Raw genomic sequence first — 23,500 nt, 5'->3', positions numbered from 1 at the left:
AGCAGTGCTTGCCGAGATCGACTCCGATCAGCGATACCGTGTCCATGATGGCCCTCCAGAAGGACAAAATCCTCACTCAGCGTAGTCCGCTGAGTGAGGATCGGGCTGACCATCCTATTAAACCCCGCAGACTCGCGTCGTGCGGGGTTCGTGCGTCAAAGCGCGGAATCTGGTGGAGGCGGCGGGAATCGAACCCGCGTCCAGAAGCGCTCCACGACTAGTTCTACATGTTTAGTTCAGTCATTTGATTTAACCGCAGCGACGCGGACGAACACGCTGCGCTACGGCGATTCGCTAGGTTTTCGACCCTGGCGTCGCGACGCCGACAGGGCTTAACTGACGTAAATGACCTCTGGCGGTATTGCTACCGGTCTTGCGACACTAGCCCGTCAGTGAACTAGGCAGAGGACGGCGGCCCTTAGGCTGCCAGTGCGAACGTATCGTCGTTTGCAGTTACGATTTTCCCATTGATTAACGAGGTGACGGGTCCTCGACATGCCCTAGCCGCTTCACAACCCCTGTCGAAACCAGGTCGCCCCCGCGGATAAGATCGATCATTATAGCCCAACATCGCGCAGCAGTTCGCGCAGTTCCTGCGTCGTGCCGACGAGATGCTGCGCCTGCCAGTCGGCCGGCGCGACGCCGTCGCCGCAGTAGCCGTACGCGGCCGCGACCGTCGCCATCCCCGCCGCGCTACCGGCCTGGATGTCGCGAAGATCGTCGCCGACGTAGACGATGCGCTCCGGCGCGAGCGTCATTTGTTCCGCCGCATGCAACAGCGGGGCCGGATGCGGCTTCGAGTGCGGCGTTGTGTCGCCCCCGACGATGCACGCCGCGCGCGCCGTGAGGCCGAGCAGGTCGGCGAGCGGCGCGGTGAGGCGCATCGCCTTGTTCGTGACGATGCCCCAGCGCACGCCCCGTGCATCGAGTTCGTCGAGCACATCGTCGATCCCGGGGAACAGAATCGTATGCACGCAGATGTCGGTCGCGTAATTCGTCAGGAATTCGTCGCGCATCGCTTCATAGCTCGGCGATTGCGGGTCGATGCCGAATGCGCCGCCGAGCAGGCCGCGCGCACCGGCCGATGCCAGCGGTCGCAGCACGTCGAGCGGCGTTTCGGGCAGGCCGCGCACGCGCTGCATCTTGTGAACGGCAGCCGCGAGATCGGGCGCGGTGTCGGCGAGCGTGCCGTCGAGGTCGAACAGCACGGCGTCGCAGTGCAGCAGGCGCGGCGCGTCGACTGCAGGCCGCCCGGTCGAAAGGGTAATCGTCATGCGAGTCGGAGGGTCACGCGCCGCGGCGGCACGCGACGAGATAATTGATGTCGGTATCGTTCGACAGCGCGAAGCGCTTGCCGATCGGATGATAGGTGATGCCCTTGATCTCCACGATGTGCAGATCGGTCGCGCGCACGAAGCTCGCCAGTTCCGACGGGCGGATGAAGCGCGCGTAGTCATGGGTGCCCTTCGGCAGCATCTGCGCGATGTACTCGGCACCGATCACCGCGAACAGGTAGGACTTCAGGTTGCGGTTCAGCGTGGAGAAGAACACCCAGCCGCCCGGCTTCACGAGCGTTGCGCATGCGGCGACGACGCCGGCCGGCGACGGCACGTGCTCGAGCATCTCCATGCAGGTGACGACGTCGTAAGTGCCCGGCTCGCGTTCGGCGATCGCTTCGGCGGCGATCGCCTCGTAATCCACGGTGATGCCGCTTTCGAGACTGTGCAGGTCGGCGACGCCGAGCGCTTCGGTCGACAGGTCGATGCCCTTCACCTGGGCGCCGAGGCCGGCCATCGATTCGGACAGGATGCCGCCGCCGCAGCCGATATCGAGTGCGCGCTTGCCGGCGAGATGCGCGTGTGAATCGATCCAGCCGAGCCGGACCGGGTTCAGGTCGTGCAAGGGCTTGAATTCGGCATTCGGATCCCACCACCGATGGGCGAGGTCGCTGAATTTCTGGAGTTCGTGCGGATCGGCGTTGGTCATGTCGGCAAACGGGCTACGGAAGGAGGGCGGTGCGTTGGTACATCAAGCCCCGAGTATATAAGCGGGCGCACGACGAGGCCAGCGAGCGCCTGGACGGGCGTCAAAGAAAAAGCCCCGCCGGAGCGGGGCTTTGAGCAGTCGAAAACCGCGGCTTACTGCGCCGGAACGGTCGTCTTCTGGACTTCTTGCGTACCGACCACTTCCACTTCCACGCGGCGATCCGGTGCGAGGCAGGCGATCAGTTGCTTGCGGTTCTTCTGGTTGCAGCCGGTCGTGACCGGGTTGCGCTTGCCCTTGCCTTCCGTGTAGATCTTGTTGGCCGGGACACCCTTGCTGACCAGGTACGACTTGACAGCTTGCGCACGGCGCAGCGACAGGCGGTCGTTGTACTTGTCCGAACCGATGCGGTCCGTGTAGCCCGTTGCGACGACCACTTCCGTGTTCATGCCCTGGATCTTCGAAGCCAGTTCGTCCAGCTTCTGCTTGCCCAGCGGCTTGAGCGTTGCCTTGTCGAAGTCGAACAGTGCGTCGGCTTGGTACGTGATCTTCTGGCTGGTGATGGCCGGAGCAACCGGTGCGACCGGTGCCGGTGCCGGTGCCTGGGCGACCAGTGCGCCATCGCACTTCGCGTTGGCGGTGGCCGGCGTCCAGAACGCGTCACGCCAGCAGAGCTCGTTCGTGCCGTTCATCCACACCCATTCGCCCGTGCCGTTCACCCAGTTGTCGTTGACGGCTTGACGCGACGCCGGCACCGACTGTGCCGAAGCGGATGCAGCCATAACTGCGGTAGCTGCAATGAACGCGAGCTTTGAAAGTTTATTCATATTTCTCCTCTCGAAATTGAGATTACCGCAGGTTTACTGCGAGCCTGTTGACGGTGACAAGTCATACATTGCTCGAAGTATAACATTGGTGCGGCACAAAAAACGCGGCACCGCTCTGTGTAGACTTCGAGCAGCGTCTAACTTTCAGTGCGTTGGCATTTTGCCATATCGTTCCCTTCCTACGAAAAAAAATCCTCCCCACCCCAAGATCGCTTCAACTTTGTGGTGCATGCGCAACACCCGCCTGCCGTAACTTTTAGGGATTGTCAAGAGCGTGCCCGCGAAATTGCACGAAAGCCCGCAAGGGTTTACGCGCGGGCGTGACAAGTATCCGGGCGACACCGCCGAACGCTCGAGGGGTGCGACCCGGACCGCTCCGGCGCGCCTTTTCCATGGGCGGCGATTTTTGCTGTTTACATATAGAGGGGGCGGCGAATTGGCGGCCGATGGGCGCATGTTAGAATCTCGCGTTGCGTTGCGCATGCAGCGCCCACGCGAAAGGCGTTCGCCGTCTTCGCTCCGAAACGATACGGATACATGGATCAATTCGCCAAAGAGACCCTGCCCACCTCCCTAGAGGAGGAAATGCGCCGTTCGTATCTCGATTACGCGATGAGCGTGATCGTCGGACGTGCCCTTCCGGATGTCCGCGATGGCCTGAAGCCCGTGCACCGGCGCGTACTGTTCGCGATGCACGAACTGAACAACGACTGGAACCGCGCGTACAAGAAATCGGCGCGTATCGTCGGTGACGTGATCGGTAAGTATCACCCTCACGGCGATACCGCGGTGTACGACACGATCGTGCGGATGGCGCAGGACTTCTCGCTGCGCTACATGCTGATCGACGGACAGGGCAACTTCGGCTCGATCGACGGCGACAACGCCGCGGCGATGCGTTACACCGAAATTCGCATGGCGAAGATCGGTCATGAACTGCTCGCCGACATCGACAAGGAAACGGTCGACTTCGAGCCGAACTACGACGGCAACGAAACGCAGCCGTCGGTCCTGCCGTCGCGCATCCCGAACCTGCTGATCAACGGCTCGTCGGGTATCGCGGTCGGCATGGCGACCAACATCCCGCCGCACAACCTGAACGAAGTCGTCGACGCGTGCCAGCACCTGCTGAACAACCCGGAAGCGACGATCGACGAGCTGATCGAGATCATCCCGGCGCCGGACTTCCCGACGGCCGGCATCATCTACGGTGTCGCCGGCGTGCGCGACGGCTATCGCACCGGGCGCGGCCGCGTCGTGATGCGCGCGGCCACGCACTTTGAGGAAATCGACCGCGGCCAGCGGATGGCGATCATCGTCGACGAACTGCCGTACCAGGTGAACAAGCGCTCGCTGCTCGAGCGCATCGCCGAGCTGGTCAACGAGAAGAAGCTCGAGGGCATCTCCGACATCCGCGACGAGTCCGACAAGAGCGGCATGCGCGTCGTGATCGAGCTCAAGCGCGGCGAAGTGCCCGAAGTGGTGCTGAACAACCTGTACAAGGCGACGCAGCTGCAGGACACATTCGGCATGAACATGGTCGCGCTGGTCGACGGCCAGCCGAAGCTGCTGAACCTGAAGGAAATCCTGCAGTGCTTCCTGTCGCATCGACGCGAAGTGCTGACGCGCCGCACGATCTACGAACTGCGCAAGGCCCGCGAACGCGGCCACGTGCTCGAAGGTCTCGCGGTCGCGCTCGCGAACATCGACGAGTTCATCGCGATCATCAAGGCAGCGCCGACGCCGCCGATCGCGAAGCAGGAACTGATGGCCAAGCCGTGGGATTCGTCGCTCGTGCGCGAGATGCTGACGCGCGCCGAGACGGAGAACGCGTCGGCGGGCGGCCGCTCCGCGTACCGTCCGGAAGGTCTGAACCCGGCGTTCGGGATGCAGGCCGACGGGCTGTACCGTCTGTCCGACACGCAGGCGCAGGAAATCCTGCAGATGCGTCTGCAGCGCCTGACCGGTCTTGAGCAGGACAAGATCATCGGTGAGTACCGCGAAGTGATGGCGCAGATCGCCGACTTGCTGGACATCCTCGCGCGCCCCGAGCGGATCACGACGATGATCGGCGAAGAGCTGACGACGGTGAAGGCCGAATTCGGCGACGCACGCCGCTCGAAGATCGAGCTGAACGCGACCGAGCTGAATACCGAAGACCTGATCACGCCGCAGGACATGGTCGTCACGATGTCGCACGCGGGCTACGTGAAGTCGCAGCCGCTGTCCGAGTATCGCGCGCAGAAGCGCGGCGGCCGCGGCAAGCAGGCGACGCAGATGAAGGAAGACGACTGGATCGAGACGCTGTTCATCGCGAACACGCACGATTACATCCTGTGCTTCTCGAACCGCGGCCGCGTGTACTGGGTCAAGGTATATGAAGTGCCGCAGGGCTCGCGCAACTCGCGCGGTCGCCCGATCGTCAACATGTTCCCGTTGCAGGACGGCGAGAAGATCAACGTCGTGCTGCCGGTCAAGGAATTCTCGGCCGACAAGTTCGTGTTCATGGCGACATCGCTCGGTACCGTGAAGAAGACGCCGCTCGAGGCATTCAGCCGTCCGATGAAGAAGGGCATCATCGCGGTCGGTCTCGACGAAGGCGACTATCTGATCGGCGCATCGATCACCGACGGCGCGCACGACGTGATGCTGTTCTCCGACGCCGGCAAGGCCGTGCGCTTCGACGAGAACGACGTGCGCCCGATGGGCCGGGAAGCGCGCGGCGTGCGCGGCATGCAGCTCGAGGACGGGCAGCAGGTCATCGCGCTGCTGGTTGCGGGCAGCGAGGAGCAGACCGTGCTCACCGCGACCGAGAACGGCTACGGCAAGCGCACGCCGATCACCGAGTACACGCGTCACGGCCGCGGCACGAAGGGGATGATCGCGATCCAGACGTCGGAGCGCAACGGCAAGGTCGTCGCGGCGACGCTCGTCGACGCCGAGGATCAGATCATGCTGATCACGACTGCCGGCGTATTGATTCGTACCCGCGTGTCCGAGATTCGCGAGATGGGACGCGCCACGCAAGGTGTTACACTCATCAGTCTCGATGAGGGTACGAAGCTCTCCGGCCTGCAGCAGATCGCAGAAGCGGAGGAGGGCGACGGCGAGGCCGACGAGGCGTCGGACGGCGAAGCCTGAGAACGGATGAGACTCGAGCCGCCGCGGGCGTAACGCGCCGCGGTCGGCGAGCAACCATTCATATTTCCAAGAGGGAGTGATGATGCAAAAGCAATTCAAGCAACTGGTTCTGCTGGCTGCACTGGTGCCGACGTTCGCGATGGCGCAAGCGCTGTCGAATTCCGCACCGGCCGCAACGGCAGCAGCTGCGCCGATCGACGCCGACAAGAAGGCTGCGATCAAGGATCTGCTCGACGCGATCGACGCGCCGAAGCTCGTGTCGGCAATCGGCAACAGCGCCGAGATGCAGGCAAAGCAGCTCGTGCCGGCGATCCTGTCGGACGCGCTGTCGGAAAACAAGACGCTGAACGACAAGCAAAAGCAAGCCGCCGTGCCGACGCTGCAGAAGAACGCGGTGCCGAAGCTGGTTGACGGCGCGGGCAAGGTGTTCGGCACGCAGCAGTTCCAGAGCGACGCGATGTCGGCTCAGTACGACGCATACGCGAAGTACTACAGCACGTCGGAGATCAAGGATCTGACGACGTTCTACAAGAGCCCGACGGGCCGCAAGTTCATTCAGGTCCAGGATCAGGTCGGCCGCGACGTGGTCAACGGCCTGATGCAGAAGTACATGCCGCAAGCGATCCAGGCAACGCGCGCGCAGGCTGACAAGGAAGTCGCGGCAGTCAAGCCGGGCAAGTAAGCCGTCGGGGCACGCCGCCCGGCCGTTCGGCCGGGTTTGGCGGGAGCCTGATGACAGTGCGATAATGGCCGTTTGCGCGCGAGCGCAAGCGGCCATTCCTTTTCTGGCGCGGTTCTTTCTGCCGGCGGCAAGCCGGTCGCGTCCCTCCCGAGGTTTTCACGATGCGCGTCTTTAATTTCTCCGCCGGTCCTGCGGCGCTGCCCGAGGAAGTGCTGCGGCAGGCCGCCGACGAAATGCTCGACTGGCACGGCAGCGGCATGAGCGTGATGGAGATGAGCCATCGCGGCAAGGAGTTCATGTCGATCCACGAGGCAGCGCTTGCCGACCTGCGCGAACTGCTCGATGTGCCGGCCAGCCATCGGATCCTGTTCCTGCAGGGCGGCGGCATCGCCGAGAACGCGATCGTGCCGATGAACCTGCTCGGTTCGCGCAAGACCGCCGATTTCGTCGTGACGGGCTCGTGGTCGCAGAAGTCGTTCAACGAAGCGAAGAAATACGGTACCCCGCATCTGGCTGCATCCGGCAAGACGGCCGACGGTTTCACGCGCGCGCCCGCCCGTGCCGAATGGCAGCTGTCGGACGATCCGGCTTACGTGCATCTGTGCACGAACGAGACGATCGACGGCGTCGAGACGTTCGACATTCCCGACCTCGGCGACGTGCCGCTCGTCGCCGACGTGTCGTCGCACATCCTGTCGCGTCCGATGGACGTCGCGAAGTACGGCGTGCTGTTCGGCGGCGCGCAGAAGAACATCGGGATGGCCGGCGTGACGGTCGTGATCGTTCGCGAGGATCTGCTCGATCGTGCGCTGTCGATCTGCCCGTCGGCATTCGAATGGAAAACCGTCGCCGCGAACAACTCGCTGTACAACACGCCGCCCACCTATGCGATCTACATCGCAGGGCTCGTGTTCCAGTGGCTGAAGCGGCAGGGCGGCCTCGAGGCGATCGAGGCGCGCAATGTCGAGAAGGCGAAGCTGCTCTACGACACGATCGATGCGAGCAGCTTCTATCTGAACAAGGTCGAGCCGGCGGCACGTTCGCGTATGAACGTGCCCTTTTTCCTGGCCGACGAAACGCGCAATGAAGACTTCCTTGCCGGCGCAAAGGCGCGCGGGCTGCTGCAGCTGAAGGGCCACAAGTCCGTCGGCGGCATGCGGGCGTCGATCTACAACGCGGTGCCGCTCGAGGGCGTGAAAGCGCTCGTCGAGTACATGAAGGACTTCGAACAGCGCGGCGCCTGAGCGCGGCGCTGTTCAAACAGCACGGCAACTACGCATGGACGACGAACTGAATTCCCGCTTGAAACCGCTGCGCGACCGCATCGACGCGATCGACGCGCAGCTGATCGCGCTCCTCAACCAGCGCGCCGCAGTGGCGCTCGAGGTGGGCGAGGTCAAGAAGCATTTCAACGCGCCGGTGTTCCGGCCGGAGCGCGAGCTGCAGGTGATCGCGCGCCTGCAGGACATGAGCGCGGGGCCGCTTGCGAGCGAGCACATCAGCGCCATCTGGCGCGAGATCATGGCCGCGAGCCGCGCGCTCGAACAGACGATCCACGTCGCGTTCCTCGGGCCGGTCGGCACGTACAGCGAACAGGCAATGTTCGAGTATTTCGGCCAGTCGATCGAAGGCCTGCCGTGTCCGTCGATCGACGAGGTGTTCCGCTCGGTCGAGGCCGGCGCGTCCGCATTCGGCATCGCACCGGTCGAGAACTCGACCGAAGGCGCGGTATCGCGCACGCTCGACCTGTTGCTGCAGACGCAGTTGCTGATCAGCGGCGAACTCGCGCTGCCGATCCATCACAACCTGCTCACGCAGAGCGGCACGCTCGACGGTGTGACGCGCGTCTGCGCGCATGCGCAGGCGCTCGCGCAATGCCAGCAGTGGCTTGCTGCGAACGCGCCGCACCTGGAGCGGCAGGCGGTGGCGAGCAATGCGGAGGCCGCGCGTCTCGCGGCGGCGGATCCGAGTGTCGCGGCGATTGCCGGCGACCGCGCGGCTGCGCACTACGGCCTGCAGATCGCGTTCTCGCTGATCCAGGACGACCCGCACAACCGCACGCGCTTCGTGATCGTCGGCAAGCAGGCCGCCGGGCAGAGCGGTCACGACCAGACGTCGCTGATCGTGTCGGTGAAGAACGAGCCGGGCGCGGTGTTCAAGCTGCTCGAACCGCTCGCGCGGCACGGCGTGTCGATGACGCGCTTCGAGTCGCGCCCGGCGCGGGTCGGCACGTGGGAGTATTACTTCTACATCGACATCGAAGGGCACCGGGACGAACCACCCGTGGCAGCCGCGCTCGCGGAGCTCGGCCAGAAGGCCGCGTTCCTGAAGATACTCGGTTCGTATCCGCGCGCGCGCTGACGCGTAACGGCCGGTCGCCGGCGGCGAAGGGGCGGCGCGGGCAGCGTGCAGGGCAGGCCTGGCGGCGCTGCCCAAGGCGGGTTCGGGCGGTATCCGGTGCACATCGCGCCGGATCGGGCCCGTTGCCCGGAATCTGGATTTCCGTGCGCGGGGCGACGTTCCGCGTGCGTCACTTGGCTCTAGTCGTGTCAGGCTTTGCATTCAACAAACTTGTGATCTTCGGCGTCGGCCTGATCGGCGGATCGCTGGCGCGCGCGCTGCGCGAGCGCGCACCGGGTGGTGCGGGCGAAGTCGTCGGCATCGGTCGTTCGCGTGCATCGGTCGAGCGCGCGCTCGCGCTGGGCGTGATCGATCGTGCGGTGGCGCTCGATGACGATGCGCAACTGCGCGACGCGCTCGCCGGCGCCGATCTCGTGCTGCTGGCCGCGCCCGTCGCGCAAACGGGCCCGTTGCTCGCACGCATCGCGCCGTGGCTCGACGTAACGGCGCTCGTCACGGACGCCGGCAGCACCAAGTCGGACGTCGTCGCGGCCGCGCGCGATGCGCTCGGCGCGCGGATCGCGCAATTCGTTCCGGGCCATCCGATCGCCGGGCGCGAATCGAGCGGCGTCGAAGCTGCGCTGCCGGATCTGTACGTCGGGCGCAACGTCGTGCTGTGTCCGCTGCCGGAGAACGCGCCGCAATCGGTCGCGCGGATCGAAGCGATGTGGCGGGCGACCGGCGCCGACGTGCGCACGATGAGCACGGCGCAGCACGATCGCGTGTTCGCGTCGATCAGTCATCTGCCGCACGTGCTGTCGTTCGCGCTCGTCGAGCAGATTCTCGGCGAGGCGGACGCCGAACTGAAATTCTCGTACGCGGCGGGTGGCTTCCGCGACTTCACGCGAATTGCAGCATCGAGCCCGGAAATGTGGCGCGACGTATGTATCGCGAATCGTGCGGCGCTGCTCGATGAGCTCGACGGCTACACGCGCGTGCTCGCCCGGCTGCGTGCGGCGATAGACGCCGGCGATGGCGCGGCGCTCGAAGCCGTGTTCACGCGCTCGCGCGCTGCACGCAAGGCATGGCAGGAACGTGGCGCGCAGCCCGCTGCCGAACCGGTCAAGAAATAACAGGAAACAGGACGATTCCCATGGACTACCTCGATCTCGGTCCGTATTCCAGCGCATCGGGCACCGTGCGCCTGCCCGGTTCGAAAAGCATCTCGAACCGCGTGCTGCTGCTCGCGGCGCTTGCCGAAGGCGATACGACGATCACCAACCTGCTGGATTCCGACGACACGCGCGTGATGCTCGACGCGCTTGGCAAGCTCGGTGTGAAGCTCGCCCGCGAGGGCGACACCTGTGTCGTCACCGGCACGCGCGGCGCGTTCACCGCGAAGACCGCCGATCTGTTCCTCGGCAATGCAGGCACCGCGGTGCGACCGTTGACGGCGGCGCTCGCGGTCAACGGCGGCGACTATCGCGTGCACGGCGTGCCGCGCATGCACGAGCGGCCGATCGGCGACCTCGTCGACGGCCTGCGGCAGATCGGCGCGCAGATCGACTACGAGCAGAACGAAGGCTTTCCGCCGCTGCGGATCAAGCCCGCGGCGATCGCGGTCGATGCGCCGATCCGCGTGCGCGGCGACGTGTCGAGCCAGTTCCTCACCGCGCTGCTGATGACGCTGCCGCTCGTGAAGGCGAAGGACGGCAGGATCGTCGTCGAAGTCGACGGCGAACTGATCTCGAAGCCATACATCGACATCACGATCCGGCTGATGGCGCGCTTCGGCGTGACCGTCGAGCGCGACGGCTGGCAGCGCTTCGTCGTGCCGGCCGGGGTTCGCTACCGCTCGCCGGGGCGCATCATGGTCGAGGGCGATGCGTCGTCGGCCTCGTACTTCCTCGCGGCCGGTGCGCTCGGCGGCGGCCCGCTGCGCGTCGAGGGCGTGGGTCGCGCGAGCATCCAGGGCGACGTCGGCTTCGCGAACGCGCTGATGCAGATGGGCGCGAACGTTTCGATGGGCGACGACTGGATCGAGGTGCGCGGCATCGGCCATGACCACGGCAAGCTCGAGCCGATCGACATGGACTTCAACCTGATTCCCGACGCGGCGATGACGATCGCGGTCGCGGCGCTGTTCGCGAGCGGCACGAGCACGCTGCGCAACATCGCGAGCTGGCGCGTGAAGGAAACCGACCGCATCGCCGCGATGGCGACCGAGCTGCGCAAGGTCGGCGCGACCGTCGAGGAAGGCCCTGACTACCTGGTCGTCACGCCGCCGCAACGGCTCACGCCGAACGCGGCGATCGACACGTACGACGATCACCGGATGGCGATGTGCTTCTCGCTCGTCAGCCTGGGCGGCGTGCCCGTGCGCATCAACGATCCGAAGTGCGTCGGCAAGACGTTCCCCGACTATTTCGACCGCTTCGCCGCGCTCGCCAAAGCCTGACCCGACAGTTCCGATGAAATCCACCCGACCCTTTCACCCGACCCCCGTCATCACGATCGACGGTCCGACTGCCTCCGGCAAGGGGACCGTGGCGGCGCTTGTCGCCGCGCATCTCGGCTTCCACCTGCTCGACAGCGGTGCGCTGTACCGCCTCGCGGCGCTCGCGAGCGTGCGCTACGGCATTGCGGCCGAGGACATCGACGCACTCGTGAAGCTGATCGACGATCTTCACATCACGTTCCGCGAGGGGTGCGCGCAACTCGACGGCGTTGACGTGTCGAACGACATCCGCGCCGAAGCGGTCGGCAACCGTGCGTCGGCGATCGCGGTGCACGGGCCGGTGCGTAGCGCGCTCGTCGCACGCCAGCGCGCGTTCCGCAAGACGCCCGGCCTCGTCGCGGACGGCCGCGACATGGGCACCGTGATCTTCCCGGACGCCGTGCTGAAGGTGTTCCTGACGGCCAGCGCCGAGGCGCGCGCGGCCAGACGGCATAAGCAATTGATGCAAAAAGGTTTTTCTGCTAATATAGATGACTTGCTCCGGGATCTTCGTGAACGTGACGCGCGCGACAGCAATCGCGCGGCCGCGCCGCTGAAGCCTGCGGCAGATGCCAAGCTGCTCGACACGTCGGCGCTTTCGGTCGATGAAGCAGTCGACCAGGTGCTGCAGTGGTACCGGGCGCTCGGTCAGCCCGCCTGAGAAGGCGGGCAACAGTAGGTGCTTCGCGCGAGGAGTGCGGAGCGTGTTTCGAACCCTTAACCCCGTATGGTTTCGATCTGGCCCTTTCAGCCTGCCATTCCGGCCGGCGTGGCACAGCGATCCATGCACAATCAGATTTTTATGTCCGACCTGCAAACCTCCACCCCGAATACCGAATCCTTTGCGGCTCTGTTCGAAGAGTCGCTGACCCGCCAAGACATGCGCGCCGGCGAAGTGATTTCCGCCGAAGTCGTGCGCGTCGACCACAACTTCGTGGTCGTCAATGCAGGCCTGAAGTCCGAGGCTTACATTCCGATCGAGGAATTCCTGAACGATCAGGGCGAGGTTGAGGTGCAGTCGGGCGATTTCGTGTCCGTCGCGATCGACGCACTCGAAAACGGCTACGGCGACACGATCCTGTCGCGCGACAAGGCGAAGCGCCTCGCATCGTGGCTGTCGCTGGAAAAGGCCCTCGACAACAACGAACTCGTCACCGGCACGATCACCGGCAAGGTGAAGGGCGGCATGACCGTGATGGTCAACGGCATCCGCGCGTTCCTGCCGGGTTCGCTGGTCGACACGCGTCCGGTCAAGGACACGACCCCGTACGAAGGCAAGACGCTCGAGTTCCGCGTGATCAAGCTCGATCGCAAGCGTAACAACGTCGTGCTGTCGCGTCGTGCAGTGATCGAGGCAACGCAAGGCGAAGAGCGCGCGAAGCTGCTCGAGACGCTGAAGGAAGGCGCGATCGTCAACGGCGTGGTCAAGAACATCACCGACTACGGTGCGTTCGTCGACCTCGGCGGCATCGACGGCCTGCTGCACATCACCGACATCGCATGGCGTCGCGTGCGTCACCCGAGCGAAGTCCTGTCGGTTGGCCAGGAAGTCACCGCGAAGATCCTCAAGTTCGACCAAGAGAAGAACCGCGTCTCGCTGGGCATCAAGCAACTGGGCGACGATCCGTGGGAAGGCATCTCGCGCCGTTACCCGTCGGGCACGCGCCTGTTCGGCAAGGTCACGAACATCACCGACTACGGCGCATTCGTCGAAGTGGAATCGGGCATCGAAGGCCTCGTCCACGTGTCGGAAATGGACTGGACCAACAAGAACGTTGCTCCGTCGAAGGTTGTCCAGCTGGGCGACGAAGTCGAAGTCATGGTCCTCGAGATCGACGAAGACCGTCGTCGTATCAGCCTCGGCATGAAGCAGTGCAAGCCGAACCCGTGGGATGACTTCAGCCGCAACTTCAAGAAGGGCGACAAGATCACGGGCGCAATCAAGTCGATCACCGACTTCGGCGTGTTCATCGGTCTGCCGGGCGGCATCGACGGCCTGGTCCACCTGTCGGACCTGTCGTGGAGCGAAGCTGGCGAAGAAGCCGTTCGCAAGTACAAGAAGGGCGACGAAGTCGAAGCGATCGTGCTCGGTATCGACGTCGAGAAGGAGCGTATTTCGCTCGGCATCAAGCAGCTCGAAGGCGACCCGTTCAGCAACTACGTTGCAATGAACGACAAGGGTTCGATCGTCGACGGCGTGGTGAAGTCGGTCGATGCGAAGGGCGCTGTCATCACGCTGACGGGCGACGTCGAAGGCTACCTGCGTGCATCGGAAATCTCGCAGGATCGCGTCGAAGACGCACGCAACGTGCTGAAGGAAGGCGACAAGGTCAACGCGATGGTGATCAACATCGATCGCAAGTCGCGTGGCATCAACCTGTCGATCAAGGCGAAGGATTCGGCTGAACAACAGGAAGCGATCCGCGGCCTGCAGTCGGACACGAGCGCTGCCGCGACCGGTACGACCAACCTCGGCGCGCTGCTGAAGGCGAAGCTCGACGGCCAGAACCAGTAAGCCTCACGAGGTCTGCTGAAGTATGACCAAATCCGAGTTGGTCGCGCAGCTGGCACTGCGATTTCCGCAACTTGTCCTCAAGGATGCGGATTTCGCGGTGAAAACGATGCTCGATGCGATGTCCGACGCCTTGTCGAAAGGGCATCGCATCGAAATTCGGGGTTTCGGCAGCTTCGGCCTCAACCGTCGCCCGGCGCGCGTCGGACGCAACCCGAAGTCGGGGGAGAAAGTGCAGGTGCCCGAGAAGTTCGTGCCTCACTTCAAGCCCGGCAAGGAATTGCGTGAACGCGTCGACGGCCGCGCCGGCGAGCCGCTGAAAGCTGATGATCCGGACGACGAGCGTTGAGCGTCGTTCGGTTTGCCCGGAATCCGTCCGGCGAAGGCTGAAAAAAAAGCGCCCCTTGCGGGCGCTTTTTTCATTTCCGGCAACCGCGTGACAGGATGCATCCGCAGGATGTGCAGTGACGCGCAAACGCATCCTTTACAATACGGGTCGATTCGGCGCCGCGAAGGGGAGTCGCGCGCCACGGCAAACCTCAACAAAGAGAGGGCTACATGAAGTTTATCGTCTGGCTGATCCGGGTATTGGTGTTCGTGCTGCTGCTGGTGCTTGCACTGGCCAATACGCAAACCGCGACGCTGAATTTCGTTGCCGGATACGCATGGCAAGCGCCGCTGATCCTGATCGGCCTCGCGTTCTTCGTCGTGGGTCTGCTGGCCGGCCTGCTGTCCGCGCTGCCGGCGATCTTTCGCATGCGCCTCGAGAACGGGCGCCTGAAACGCGATCTGCGTGCGGCGCGCGAAACCCCGGCCGTCATCGACCAGCCGCCGATGCCGCCCGTCATTTAACACCGACGCCGCGCGATCTTCGCGCGGTTTTCGTCTCTGCTTCGATATTTCGCATGGATCTGGATTTCTGGTGGTTGCTCGCGATTCCCGTGGCGTTCGCGCTCGGCTGGGCGGCGTCACGCTATGACCTGAAGAACCTTCTGTCGGAGAGCGCCAACCTGCCGCGATCGTATTTCCGCGGCCTGAACTTTCTGTTGAACGAACAACCGGACAAGGCGATCGACGCGTTCATCGAGGTCGCGAAGCTCGACCCCGAGACGGTCGAACTGCACTTCGCGCTCGGCAACCTGTTTCGCCGTCGCGGCGAAACGGACCGTGCGATCCGCGTGCACCAGAACCTGCTGAGCCGCACTGACCTGCCGGTGAACGAGCGCGATCACGCGCTGTACGAGCTCGGTCAGGATTTCCTGAAGGCCGGCCTGCTCGATCGTGCGGAGGAGGCCTTCCACCGGCTCGCCGATGGCGATTACGCGTTGGGCGCGCAGCGGGCGCTGCTGACGATCTACGAGATCGAGAAGGACTGGAACAAGTCGATCGATACCGCGAAACGGATCGAATCGATGAGCGACAAGCCGCTCGGCATCGAAATCGCGCAGTTCCATTGCGAACTCGCGCAGGACGCGCTGCAACGCAAGAACGCCGCGGCCGCGGCCGAGCAGCTGACACTTGCGCTTGCAGCGAACCCGCAGAACGTCCGCGCGACGATCCTGTCCGGCGATGCCGCGCAGGCGGCGGGCGACCACACGGCCGCGATCGAGCACTGGAAGCGTGTCGAAGCGCAGAATCCGGCGTATCTGCCGCTCGTCGCCGACAAGCTGATGAAGGCGTACGTCGCGCTCGGCAAGCCGGTCGAGGGCGCGGAGCTGCTGATGGGCTACGTCGATCGCTATCCGTCGAACGACCTGCTCGATATTGCCTATCAGCACATTGCCGGTTTGCGCGGCCAGGAAGCGGCCCATACGCTCGCGCGCACGCAGATGGAGAAGTCGCCGAACCTGTCGGGCATGTTGCACCTGCTGGATGCACAGATCGCTGCCGCCGACGAGCCGCGTCGTAAGGAACTTGAAATGATGCGTGCGCTGATCAAGCAGCGCACCAAGAATCTGCCACGCTATACGTGCCAGAATTGCGGTTTCCGGGCACGACTCTTCTACTGGCAGTGCCCCGGATGCAGCGGGTGGGAAACCTATGCGCCGCGCCGCGTCGAACCGGCGATGCCGGGCTGATCCAGGCGTTCGGCGAGCGCGCGCTGCGGTTGTCGCCGGGCCTGGCCCGGCGGCCAAGTTAGTCAATTACCGGGACGTACCGGAACATCTATGAAAATCACCATCATCGGCACTGGCTATGTCGGTCTCGTCACGGGCTCCTGTCTCGCCGAGATCGGTCACGACGTCTTCTGTCTGGATGTCGATCCGCGCAAGATCGAGATCCTGAACAACGGCGGGATGCCGATTCACGAACCGGGCCTGCTCGACATCATCGCACGCAACCGCGCGGCAGGACGCTTGCGCTTCTCGACCGACATCGAGGCGAGCGTCGCGCACGGCGAGATCCAGTTCATCGCGGTCGGCACGCCGCCCGACGAGGATGGTTCGGCCGACCTGCAATACGTGCTTGAGGCCGCGCGCAACATCGGCCGTTACATGACCGGCTTCAAGGTGATCGTCGACAAGTCGACCGTGCCGGTCGGCACCGCGCAGCGCGTGCGTGCGGTGGTCGACGAGGCGCTCGGCGCACGCGGCCTCGCGGGCAGCGTCGCGCACCGTTTCTCGGTCGTGTCCAATCCGGAATTCCTGAAGGAAGGTGCGGCGGTCGAGGACTTCATGCGTCCGGATCGAATCATCATCGGCGTCGACGACGACGAGACGGGCACCGTGGCGCGCGAGAAGATGAAGAAGCTGTACGCGCCGTTCAACCGTAATCACGAGCGTACGATCTACATGGACGTGCGTTCGGCGGAATTCGCGAAATACGCGGCGAACGCGATGCTGGCGACGCGCATTTCGTTCATGAACGAAATGTCGAATCTCGCCGACAAAGTGGGCGCCGACATCGAAGCCGTGCGTCGCGGGATCGGTTCCGATCCGCGCATCGGCTATCACTTCCTGTACGCCGGCGTCGGTTACGGCGGCTCGTGCTTCCCGAAGGACGTGCAGGCGTTGATTCGCACCGCGAGCGAAAACGGTCAGCCACTGCGCATCCTGGAGGCGGTCGAAGCGGCCAACTCCGCGCAGAAGGACGTGCTGATCGGCAAGATCGAGCAGCGCTTCGGCGCGGACCTGAGCGGTCGCGAATTCGCGGTCTGGGGCCTCGCGTTCAAGCCGAACACGGACGACATGCGCGAGGCGCCGAGCCGTCGGCTGATCGCCGCGCTGCTCGCGCGTGGCGCGATCGTGCGCGCGTACGATCCGGTCGCGATCGACGAGGCACGCCGCGTGTTCGCGCTCGATCTGGGCGAGGGTTCCGACGCGCTTGCGCGCCTGCACTTCGTCGATTCCCAGGACGCGGCCGTGACCGCCGCGGATGCGCTCGTGATCGTCACCGAATGGAAGGAATTCAGGAGCCCGGATTTCGCGCGCCTGAAGGCCGAACTGAAGGCGCCGGTGATCTTCGACGGGCGCAACCTCTACGAGCCGGACGCGATGGCCGAACTCGGCATCGACTACCATGCGATCGGGCGCCCGCATGTCTCCCCCCAGTCCTCTTCCCGTGGATGAGCGCACGATGACTACCCTTCGCGAAGTGGTGCCGGTACCGCGCGCGCAGCTCGCGCGCTCGCGCGTGCTCGTGGTCGGTGACGTGATGCTCGACCGCTACTGGTTCGGCAACGTCGAGCGCATTTCTCCGGAAGCGCCGGTTCCGGTCGTCCATGTGCAGCGCCAGGAGGAGCGGCTCGGCGGCGCGGCCAACGTCGCGCGCAACGCGGTGACGCTCGGCGCCCAGGCCGGGCTGCTGTGCGTGGTCGGCTGCGACGAGCCTGGCGAGCGCATCGTCGAGTTGCTCGACGGCAGCGGCGTGACATCCCATCTCGAACGCGATGCGGCATTGCCGACGACGATCAAGCTGCGCGTGCTCGCGCGCCAGCAACAGTTGCTGCGCGTCGATTTCGAGGCGATGCCGACCCACGAGGTGCTGCTTGCCGGGCTCGCGCGTTTCGATGCGCTGCTGCCGCAGCACGACGTCGTGCTGATGTCGGATTACGCGAAAGGCGGTTTGACCCACGTGACGACGATGATCGAGAAGGCGCGTGCGGCCGGCAAGCCGGTGCTCGTCGATCCGAAAGGCGACGACTGGGCGCGCTATCGCGGCGCGTCGCTGATCACGCCGAACCGTGCGGAGTTGCGCGAGGTCATCGGTCAGTGGCAGTCGGAAGACGACCTGCGCGAGCGTGTCGCGACGCTGCGTGCGGAGCTCGATCTCGATGCGTTGCTGCTCACGCGTTCGGAAGAGGGCATGACGCTCTTTTCCGCCACGGGCGAACTGCACGCGCCGGCGCTCGCGCGCGAAGTGTACGACGTGTCCGGTGCGGGCGATACCGTGATCGCGACGGTCGCGACGATGCTCGGCGCGGGCGTGCCGCTCGTCGATGCCGTCGTGCTCGCGAACCGTGCGGCAGGCATCGTGGTCGGCAAGCTGGGTACGGCCACTGTGGACTACGACGAACTGTTTCACTGAGCGCATTCGGCGGTGCTCCGCACGTATGGCTTGCAATTTTTCAGGCAGAACGACCATGACCATCATCGTCACCGGCGCGGCCGGTTTTATCGGCGCGAACATCGTCAAGGCGCTCAACGAGCGCGGCGAGTCGCGCATCATCGCGGTCGACAATCTGACGCGCGCGGACAAGTTTCGCAATCTCGTCGATTGCGAGATCGACGACTATCTCGACAAAACGGAATTCGTCGAGCGCTTCGCGCGCGGCGATTTCGGCAAAGTGCGCGCGGTGTTCCATGAAGGCGCCTGTTCGGACACGATGGAAACCGACGGCCGCTACATGATGGACAACAACTTCCGCTACAGCCGCGCGGTGCTCGATGCGTGCCTCGCGCAGGGTGCGCAGTTCCTGTACGCGTCGTCGGCAGCGATCTACGGCGGCTCGACGCGTTTTGTCGAGGAGCGCGAGGTCGAGGCGCCGCTGAACGTCTACGGCTATTCGAAGTTCCTGTTCGACCAGGTGATCCGCCGCGTGCTGCCGAGCGCGAAGAGCCAGATCGCCGGGTTCCGTTACTTCAACGTGTACGGGCCGCGCGAGACGCACAAGGGGCGCATGGCGTCGGTCGCGTTCCACAACTTCAACCAGTTCCGCGCGGAAGGCAAGGTCAAGCTGTTCGGCGAGTACAACGGTTATGCGCCGGGCGAGCAGACGCGCGACTTCGTGTCGGTCGAGGACGTCGCGAAGGTGAACCTGTTCTTCTTCGATCATCCGGAGAAATCGGGCATCTTCAACCTCGGCACCGGCCGGGCGCAACCGTTCAACGACATCGCATCGACGGTCGTCAACACGCTGCGCGCGCTCGACAGCCTGCCGCCGCTGACGCTCGCACAGCAGGTCGAGCAGGGGCTGATCGAATACGTGCCGTTCCCGGACGCACTGCGCGGCAAGTACCAGTGCTTCACGCAGGCCGATCAGACGAAACTGCGTGCTGCCGGCTATGATGCGCCGTTCCTGACGGTGCAGGAAGGCGTCGATCGCTACGTGCGTTGGCTATCCGGCCAGGTTTAAACCCGCGCGTCGCATCGCTAGACTGGGTCTCACGGTCGGCAGTCGCCGACCGTTTTCATCGGAGATCCAGCACATGATCAGGAAGTGGTTTGCCGCCGCCGCGATGTTCGGCGCGATCGCATCGGCCTGGGCGGCCGTCGACGTCAACTCCGCCAACGAGGATGCACTCGTCGGCATCAAGGGCATCGGTCCCGCGCGGGCAAAGGCGATTCTCGACGAGCGCGGCGCACACGGGCCGTTCAGGAATGCAGAAGATCTGGCGTCACGCGTGAAGGGCATGGGCGGCCATACGGTCGAGCGCCTCCAGCGGGAAGGGCTGACGATCGGTGCGGCCGGCGTAGGCGCGGCCGGCTCGAGTGCGTCGGCACTGGCGGCGAGCAAGCCTGCCGCACCGAAGCCTGCCGCCGCACCTGCCCGCACCGCGCAGAAGTAACGCACACGAGACAAAAGGCTCCTTCAGCCGCCGTCGTTGCGACGGCTTCCCGCGGCATGCCGCGGGTTTTTTGCGTACATCGTGCAAACACACACGCGTGAAGCGTGACGCGCCTCTATTCCATCGCCGCAATGGGGTTGCCGGCGCGAGCCGCGGTGCTGGTTTACAATCAGTCGATTGATCGGCCTCGCACTCACGGTATCTCCATGGCTTACAAAACTATCGAAGACACGATCGGCAACACACCGCTCGTGCAACTGGTCCGCCTGCCGGACGACGAGATTCGCGCACGTAACAACGTGCTGCTCGCGAAGCTGGAAGGCAACAATCCTGCCGGTTCCGTGAAGGATCGCCCGGCGCTGTCGATGATCAGCAAGGCCGAGGTGCGCGGTCGCATCAAGCCGGGCGATACGCTGATCGAGGCGACGAGCGGCAACACGGGCATCGCGCTCGCAATGGCAGCGGCGATCCGCGGCTACAAGATGGTGCTGATCATGCCGGAGGATCTGTCGGTCGAGCGTCGCCAGAGCATGGCCGCTTACGGCGCAGAAATCATCCTGACGCCGGTAAAGGGCGGGATGGAACTGGCGCGCGATCTCGCGGAGCAGATGCAGCGCGAAGGCAAGGGTGTGATCCTCGATCAGTTCGGGAACCCTGACAATCCGATCGCGCACTACGAAGGAACGGGCCCGGAGATCTGGCGCGATACCGAAGGGCGCGTCACGCATTTCGTGTCGGCGATGGGCACGACGGGTACGATCATGGGCACGTCGCGCTTTCTGAAGGAACAGAATCCGGCGATCGAAATCGTCGGCGCGCAGCCTGAAGAAGGGTCGCGCATTCCGGGCATTCGCAAGTGGCCGGAAGCATATATGCCGACGATCTTCGATCGCAGCCGCGTCGATCGCGTCGAGAGCGTGAGCCAGGCCGCGTCCGAAACGATGGCGCGCCGGCTCGCGGCTGTCGAAGGCATCTTCGCCGGCATCTCGTCGGGCGGTGCATGCGAAGTCGCGATGCGCATCGCGCGTCAGGTGGAGAACGCGACGATTGTGTTCATCGTCTGCGATCGCGGCGACCGCTACCTGTCGACCGGCGTATTTCCCGCGTGAGCCCGAACGGCATCAGCAGCGTCACGCGATAAAAAAGCGCCGCACGAGCGGCGCTTTTTCGTTGCGCGCACTGCGCTCACTGCGCTGGCGCTTCCGTGTCCGCGGGAGGCAACGGCAGCGCGCCATCCGCCTCCATCTGTGCCTTCACGGCTTCGCCGAGCTGGTAGACGGCGAGTGCATAGAAGAAGCTGCGGTTGTAGCGTGTCAGCACGTAGAAGTTCTTCAGGCCGAGCATGTATTCGGTCGGCCGTCCCGGGGACGGCAGATCGACCACGGTAACCGGCGTGCCGGCTTCGGTGGTGATGTTGACCATCGGCTCGTTGAGCGTCATGCCGGCGCGCAGCAGTTGCGACAGTGCCCAGTGCGGTTCCGGCTGGCCGTCCGCGGCCGCCTGGGCGATGCCGAGGCTGCCCGTGTCGGGCGTGATCCGCCAGACTACCGGGCGATCGGTTTCCCAGCCGTGCTGCTTCAGGTAGTTCGCGACGCTGCCGATCGCGTCCGCGGGGCTGCTGCGCAGATCGACGTGGCCGCCGCCGTCGTAGTCGACCGCATACTCGCGGATGCTGCTCGGCAGGAACTGCGGGATGCCGATCGCGCCCGTGTACGATCCGAGCACGGTGGTCGGGTCGAGCTGGTTATCGCGGGTCCAGACGAGGAAGTCCTCGAGATTCTTGCGGAACGTTGCCTGACGACTGTCGCGATTCGGCGTGTCGGGGTAGTCGAACGTGAGCGTCGTCAGTGCATCGAGCACGCGGAAGTTGCCCATGTAGCGGCCGTAGATCGTTTCGACGCCGATGATGCCGACGATCACTTCGGGCGGCACGCCGAATTCCGCGGACGCGCGCTGCAGCGTCGCCTGGTTCGCTTTCCAGAATTTCACGCCCGCGTTGATGCGGATCGGTTCGATGAAGCGCGAACGATAGACGCGCCAGTTCTTCACCGAAGGCGTGGGCGCCGGCTTGACGAGCTTGACGGCGGTGGCCGAGTAGCTGATGCGCGAGAACAGCGCATGCAGGCTCGCGGAATCGAAGCCGTTGCGGCTCACCATCTCGTCGATGAACGCATCGACCTGCGCGTTGTTCGCGTAACGCTGCGGAACGATTTCCTCTTCGAAGGTCTGGCCTTGCGGCGCCGGCTGCTGCGGTTGCGCCTGCGCGACGCGCGTGCCTGCGGACTTCGCAGGCTGCGTCTGCGCGACGGCGGGCGCGGCGGCCACGCTCGCGGCGACGGCGGCGGCAACGAGCGGGGCGCGAACGCGGAACAGTGCGGAGAGAAGGACGGCAGGCTTGCTGGAATTCATGTCGAAGCGGGCGGACAGGGCGATGGGGTTCGGCGCAGTATACCCGACGCATCCTGCGTGCCGGGGCGTGGCTGCGCACCGTTGTGGTAAGTTAGCGGCGAATTCGCGGCAGACGATGGACATCATTGATGGAGACCTGCGGCGCACCGCGCGTCGCGGATGACAGATTATGGCAACCGCCTTCTATACGCACCCCGACTGCCTGTTGCACGAGATGGGGGAGTGGCATCCGGAATGCCCGGCCCGCCTGTCGGCGATCCAGGATCAGTTGATCGCGAGCCGCATCGACGACCTGATCGTGCACGAAACCGCGCCGTTCGCGAGCGAGGTGGCGCTGGGCCGCGTGCATACGCAGGCTCACATCGATTACATCCGCAGCATGACGCCCGTCGACGGCTACGTCGAGATCGATCCCGACACGATGATGAATCGCGACACGTGGCGTGCCGCGCTGCGTGCGGCCGGCGCGGCAATCGCGGCGACCGACGCCGTAATCGAGGGCCGCTACGCGAATGCATTCTGCAGCGTGCGGCCGCCAGGTCATCATGCGGAACCCGCGCGCGCGATGGGATTCTGCCTTTTCAACAACGTCGCGATTGCCGCGCGGCATGCGCTCGACGTCCATGGCCTCGAGCGCGTCGCGATCGTCGATTTCGACGTGCACCACGGCAATGGCACCGAAGCCGCATTCGCGAACGACGAGCGCGTGCTGATGTGCAGCTTCTTCCAGCATCCGCTGTACCCGTTCTCGGGCGTCGATCACCAGGCGCCGAACATGGTCAACCTGCCGATGCCTGCGCGCAGCAACGGGATGGCGATCCGCGAAGCGGTCGACATGTTCTGGCTGCCGCGTCTCGATGCGTTCAAGCCGCAGATGCTGTTCGTGTCGGCCGGGTTCGACGCGCATCGCGAGGACGACATCGGCAACCTCGGTCTCGTCGAGGCCGATTTCGAATGGCTGACCGCGCAGGTCGTCGACGTCGCGCGCCGGCATGCGCAGGGCCGCATCGTGAGCTGTCTCGAGGGCGGCTACAACCTGTCCGCGCTCGGCCGCAGCGTCGTCGCGCACCTGCGCGTACTGGCCGGCATCTGACCGGCAGC

The 23,500-nt window shown here is 64.6% G+C and carries 21 protein-coding genes and 1 other RNA gene; 17 read left to right on the top strand and 5 right to left on the bottom strand.

Annotation, left to right across the window (positions count from 1 at the left end; translation table 11 throughout):
- Positions 1-170: 170 nt before the first annotated feature.
- The 4 genes from ssrA to ompA form a co-directional block, all read right to left on the bottom strand.
- Positions 171-540: a transfer-messenger RNA gene (gene ssrA, locus HW466_RS19925) on the bottom strand.
- A 17-nt stretch (positions 541-557) separates the two neighbouring features.
- Complete coding sequence (gene gph / locus HW466_RS19920; protein ID WP_151003977.1) at positions 558-1,274, bottom strand: phosphoglycolate phosphatase; 717 nt, start codon at positions 1,272-1,274, stop codon at positions 558-560.
- 13 nt (positions 1,275-1,287) lie between these two features.
- Entirely contained in the window at positions 1,288-1,986 is a 699-nt protein-coding gene (ubiG, locus tag HW466_RS19915) for a bifunctional 2-polyprenyl-6-hydroxyphenol methylase/3-demethylubiquinol 3-O-methyltransferase UbiG (RefSeq protein WP_059448219.1), read from the bottom strand.
- Between the two features lie 152 nt (positions 1,987-2,138).
- On the bottom strand, positions 2,139-2,810 hold the full coding sequence (ompA, locus tag HW466_RS19910; protein ID WP_044844842.1) for an outer membrane protein OmpA: 672 nt from the start codon (positions 2,808-2,810) through the stop codon (positions 2,139-2,141).
- Between the two features lie 537 nt (positions 2,811-3,347).
- Between ompA and gyrA the strand changes: the two genes are divergently transcribed.
- The 16 genes from gyrA to cysM all read left to right on the top strand — a co-directional run bounded on the left by gyrA (position 3,348) and on the right by cysM (position 21,099).
- Positions 3,348-5,951 (top strand): DNA gyrase subunit A, encoded by a 2,604-nt coding sequence (gyrA, locus tag HW466_RS19905; RefSeq protein ID WP_059448220.1) that lies wholly within the window; start codon positions 3,348-3,350, stop codon positions 5,949-5,951.
- Between the two features lie 82 nt (positions 5,952-6,033).
- Positions 6,034-6,633: a DUF2059 domain-containing protein gene (locus tag HW466_RS19900; protein WP_059448245.1), complete on the top strand. Its 600-nt coding sequence runs from the start codon at positions 6,034-6,036 to the stop codon at positions 6,631-6,633.
- A 161-nt stretch (positions 6,634-6,794) separates the two neighbouring features.
- Positions 6,795-7,877 carry a 3-phosphoserine/phosphohydroxythreonine transaminase gene (gene serC / locus HW466_RS19895; protein WP_059507148.1) on the top strand — a complete coding sequence of 361 codons (1,083 nt, stop codon included), beginning with the start codon at positions 6,795-6,797 and terminating at the stop codon, positions 7,875-7,877.
- A gap of 34 nt (positions 7,878-7,911) precedes the next feature.
- The gene (gene pheA, locus HW466_RS19890; RefSeq protein ID WP_060347905.1) at positions 7,912-8,994 is read left to right on the top strand and encodes a prephenate dehydratase; all 1,083 of its coding nucleotides are present in this window, start codon (positions 7,912-7,914) and stop codon (positions 8,992-8,994) included.
- Between the two features lie 185 nt (positions 8,995-9,179).
- Positions 9,180-10,106, top strand: a complete 927-nt coding sequence (locus HW466_RS19885) for a prephenate dehydrogenase (protein ID WP_151003979.1) — start codon at positions 9,180-9,182, stop codon at positions 10,104-10,106.
- A 20-nt stretch (positions 10,107-10,126) separates the two neighbouring features.
- Complete coding sequence (gene aroA, locus HW466_RS19880; RefSeq protein WP_059507150.1) at positions 10,127-11,431, top strand: 3-phosphoshikimate 1-carboxyvinyltransferase; 1,305 nt, start codon at positions 10,127-10,129, stop codon at positions 11,429-11,431.
- A 13-nt stretch (positions 11,432-11,444) separates the two neighbouring features.
- Entirely contained in the window at positions 11,445-12,131 is a 687-nt protein-coding gene (gene cmk / locus HW466_RS19875; protein ID WP_059507151.1) for a (d)CMP kinase, read from the top strand.
- Positions 12,132-12,272: 141 nt separating this feature from the next.
- Positions 12,273-13,985, top strand: coding sequence for a 30S ribosomal protein S1 (rpsA, locus tag HW466_RS19870; protein ID WP_059448246.1), 1,713 nt, complete (start codon positions 12,273-12,275; stop codon positions 13,983-13,985).
- A gap of 22 nt (positions 13,986-14,007) precedes the next feature.
- On the top strand, positions 14,008-14,331 hold the full coding sequence (locus HW466_RS19865; RefSeq protein ID WP_006750752.1) for an integration host factor subunit beta: 324 nt from the start codon (positions 14,008-14,010) through the stop codon (positions 14,329-14,331).
- A gap of 209 nt (positions 14,332-14,540) precedes the next feature.
- Positions 14,541-14,834, top strand: a complete 294-nt coding sequence (locus HW466_RS19860) for a lipopolysaccharide assembly protein LapA domain-containing protein (protein WP_059448226.1) — start codon at positions 14,541-14,543, stop codon at positions 14,832-14,834.
- A gap of 53 nt (positions 14,835-14,887) precedes the next feature.
- The gene (lapB, locus tag HW466_RS19855) at positions 14,888-16,060 is read left to right on the top strand and encodes a lipopolysaccharide assembly protein LapB (protein ID WP_059543722.1); all 1,173 of its coding nucleotides are present in this window, start codon (positions 14,888-14,890) and stop codon (positions 16,058-16,060) included.
- Between the two features lie 90 nt (positions 16,061-16,150).
- Positions 16,151-17,551: a UDP-glucose dehydrogenase family protein gene (locus HW466_RS19850; RefSeq protein ID WP_151003981.1), complete on the top strand. Its 1,401-nt coding sequence runs from the start codon at positions 16,151-16,153 to the stop codon at positions 17,549-17,551.
- A gap of 7 nt (positions 17,552-17,558) precedes the next feature.
- Positions 17,559-18,509, top strand: a complete 951-nt coding sequence (gene rfaE1, locus HW466_RS19845) for a D-glycero-beta-D-manno-heptose-7-phosphate kinase (protein WP_155639238.1) — start codon at positions 17,559-17,561, stop codon at positions 18,507-18,509.
- A gap of 55 nt (positions 18,510-18,564) precedes the next feature.
- Positions 18,565-19,557, top strand: coding sequence for an ADP-glyceromanno-heptose 6-epimerase (gene rfaD / locus HW466_RS19840; RefSeq protein ID WP_151003983.1), 993 nt, complete (start codon positions 18,565-18,567; stop codon positions 19,555-19,557).
- 73 nt (positions 19,558-19,630) lie between these two features.
- Positions 19,631-19,990, top strand: a complete 360-nt coding sequence (locus tag HW466_RS19835; protein WP_059507156.1) for a ComEA family DNA-binding protein — start codon at positions 19,631-19,633, stop codon at positions 19,988-19,990.
- Between the two features lie 206 nt (positions 19,991-20,196).
- Positions 20,197-21,099, top strand: a complete 903-nt coding sequence (cysM, locus tag HW466_RS19830) for a cysteine synthase CysM (RefSeq protein ID WP_151003986.1) — start codon at positions 20,197-20,199, stop codon at positions 21,097-21,099.
- 76 nt (positions 21,100-21,175) lie between these two features.
- On the opposite strand, the gene mltB is transcribed toward cysM, so the two are convergent.
- Positions 21,176-22,525 (bottom strand): lytic murein transglycosylase B, encoded by a 1,350-nt coding sequence (mltB, locus tag HW466_RS19825; protein ID WP_081053906.1) that lies wholly within the window; start codon positions 22,523-22,525, stop codon positions 21,176-21,178.
- 43 nt (positions 22,526-22,568) lie between these two features.
- Here mltB and HW466_RS19820 point away from each other — a divergent pair, with 43 nt between their 5' ends.
- On the top strand, positions 22,569-23,492 hold the full coding sequence (locus HW466_RS19820; RefSeq protein WP_151004055.1) for a histone deacetylase family protein: 924 nt from the start codon (positions 22,569-22,571) through the stop codon (positions 23,490-23,492).
- Positions 23,493-23,500: the final 8 nt, after the last annotated feature.

This window comes from Burkholderia territorii, from assembly GCF_902833055.1.
In the GTDB taxonomy this organism is placed as follows: Bacteria; Pseudomonadota; Gammaproteobacteria; order Burkholderiales; family Burkholderiaceae; genus Burkholderia; species Burkholderia territorii.
The sequence above is the reverse complement of the archived record's forward strand: the minus strand, read 5'-3'. Positions and strand labels throughout refer to the sequence as shown.

What these genes read in the sequence shown, in the direction of transcription:
- gph (WP_151003977.1), bottom strand. Translation starts at nt 1,274, where the DNA reads ATGACGATTACCCTTTCGACCGGGCGGCCTGCAGTCGACGCGCCGCGC.
- rpsA (WP_059448246.1), top strand. Translation starts at nt 12,273, where the DNA reads ATGTCCGACCTGCAAACCTCCACCCCGAATACCGAATCCTTTGCGGCT.
- aroA (WP_059507150.1), top strand. Translation starts at nt 10,127, where the DNA reads ATGGACTACCTCGATCTCGGTCCGTATTCCAGCGCATCGGGCACCGTG.
- HW466_RS19900 (WP_059448245.1), top strand. Translation starts at nt 6,034, where the DNA reads ATGCAAAAGCAATTCAAGCAACTGGTTCTGCTGGCTGCACTGGTGCCG.
- gyrA (WP_059448220.1), top strand. Translation starts at nt 3,348, where the DNA reads ATGGATCAATTCGCCAAAGAGACCCTGCCCACCTCCCTAGAGGAGGAA.
- rfaD (WP_151003983.1), top strand. Translation starts at nt 18,565, where the DNA reads ATGACCATCATCGTCACCGGCGCGGCCGGTTTTATCGGCGCGAACATC.
- HW466_RS19860 (WP_059448226.1), top strand. Translation starts at nt 14,541, where the DNA reads ATGAAGTTTATCGTCTGGCTGATCCGGGTATTGGTGTTCGTGCTGCTG.
- pheA (WP_060347905.1), top strand. Translation starts at nt 7,912, where the DNA reads ATGGACGACGAACTGAATTCCCGCTTGAAACCGCTGCGCGACCGCATC.
- ompA (WP_044844842.1), bottom strand. Translation starts at nt 2,810, where the DNA reads ATGAATAAACTTTCAAAGCTCGCGTTCATTGCAGCTACCGCAGTTATG.
- rfaE1 (WP_155639238.1), top strand. Translation starts at nt 17,559, where the DNA reads ATGACTACCCTTCGCGAAGTGGTGCCGGTACCGCGCGCGCAGCTCGCG.
- lapB (WP_059543722.1), top strand. Translation starts at nt 14,888, where the DNA reads ATGGATCTGGATTTCTGGTGGTTGCTCGCGATTCCCGTGGCGTTCGCG.
- HW466_RS19865 (WP_006750752.1), top strand. Translation starts at nt 14,008, where the DNA reads ATGACCAAATCCGAGTTGGTCGCGCAGCTGGCACTGCGATTTCCGCAA.
- HW466_RS19820 (WP_151004055.1), top strand. Translation starts at nt 22,569, where the DNA reads ATGGCAACCGCCTTCTATACGCACCCCGACTGCCTGTTGCACGAGATG.
- HW466_RS19835 (WP_059507156.1), top strand. Translation starts at nt 19,631, where the DNA reads ATGATCAGGAAGTGGTTTGCCGCCGCCGCGATGTTCGGCGCGATCGCA.
- serC (WP_059507148.1), top strand. Translation starts at nt 6,795, where the DNA reads ATGCGCGTCTTTAATTTCTCCGCCGGTCCTGCGGCGCTGCCCGAGGAA.
- HW466_RS19850 (WP_151003981.1), top strand. Translation starts at nt 16,151, where the DNA reads ATGAAAATCACCATCATCGGCACTGGCTATGTCGGTCTCGTCACGGGC.
- cmk (WP_059507151.1), top strand. Translation starts at nt 11,445, where the DNA reads ATGAAATCCACCCGACCCTTTCACCCGACCCCCGTCATCACGATCGAC.
- cysM (WP_151003986.1), top strand. Translation starts at nt 20,197, where the DNA reads ATGGCTTACAAAACTATCGAAGACACGATCGGCAACACACCGCTCGTG.
- ubiG (WP_059448219.1), bottom strand. Translation starts at nt 1,986, where the DNA reads ATGACCAACGCCGATCCGCACGAACTCCAGAAATTCAGCGACCTCGCC.
- mltB (WP_081053906.1), bottom strand. Translation starts at nt 22,525, where the DNA reads ATGATGTCCATCGTCTGCCGCGAATTCGCCGCTAACTTACCACAACGG.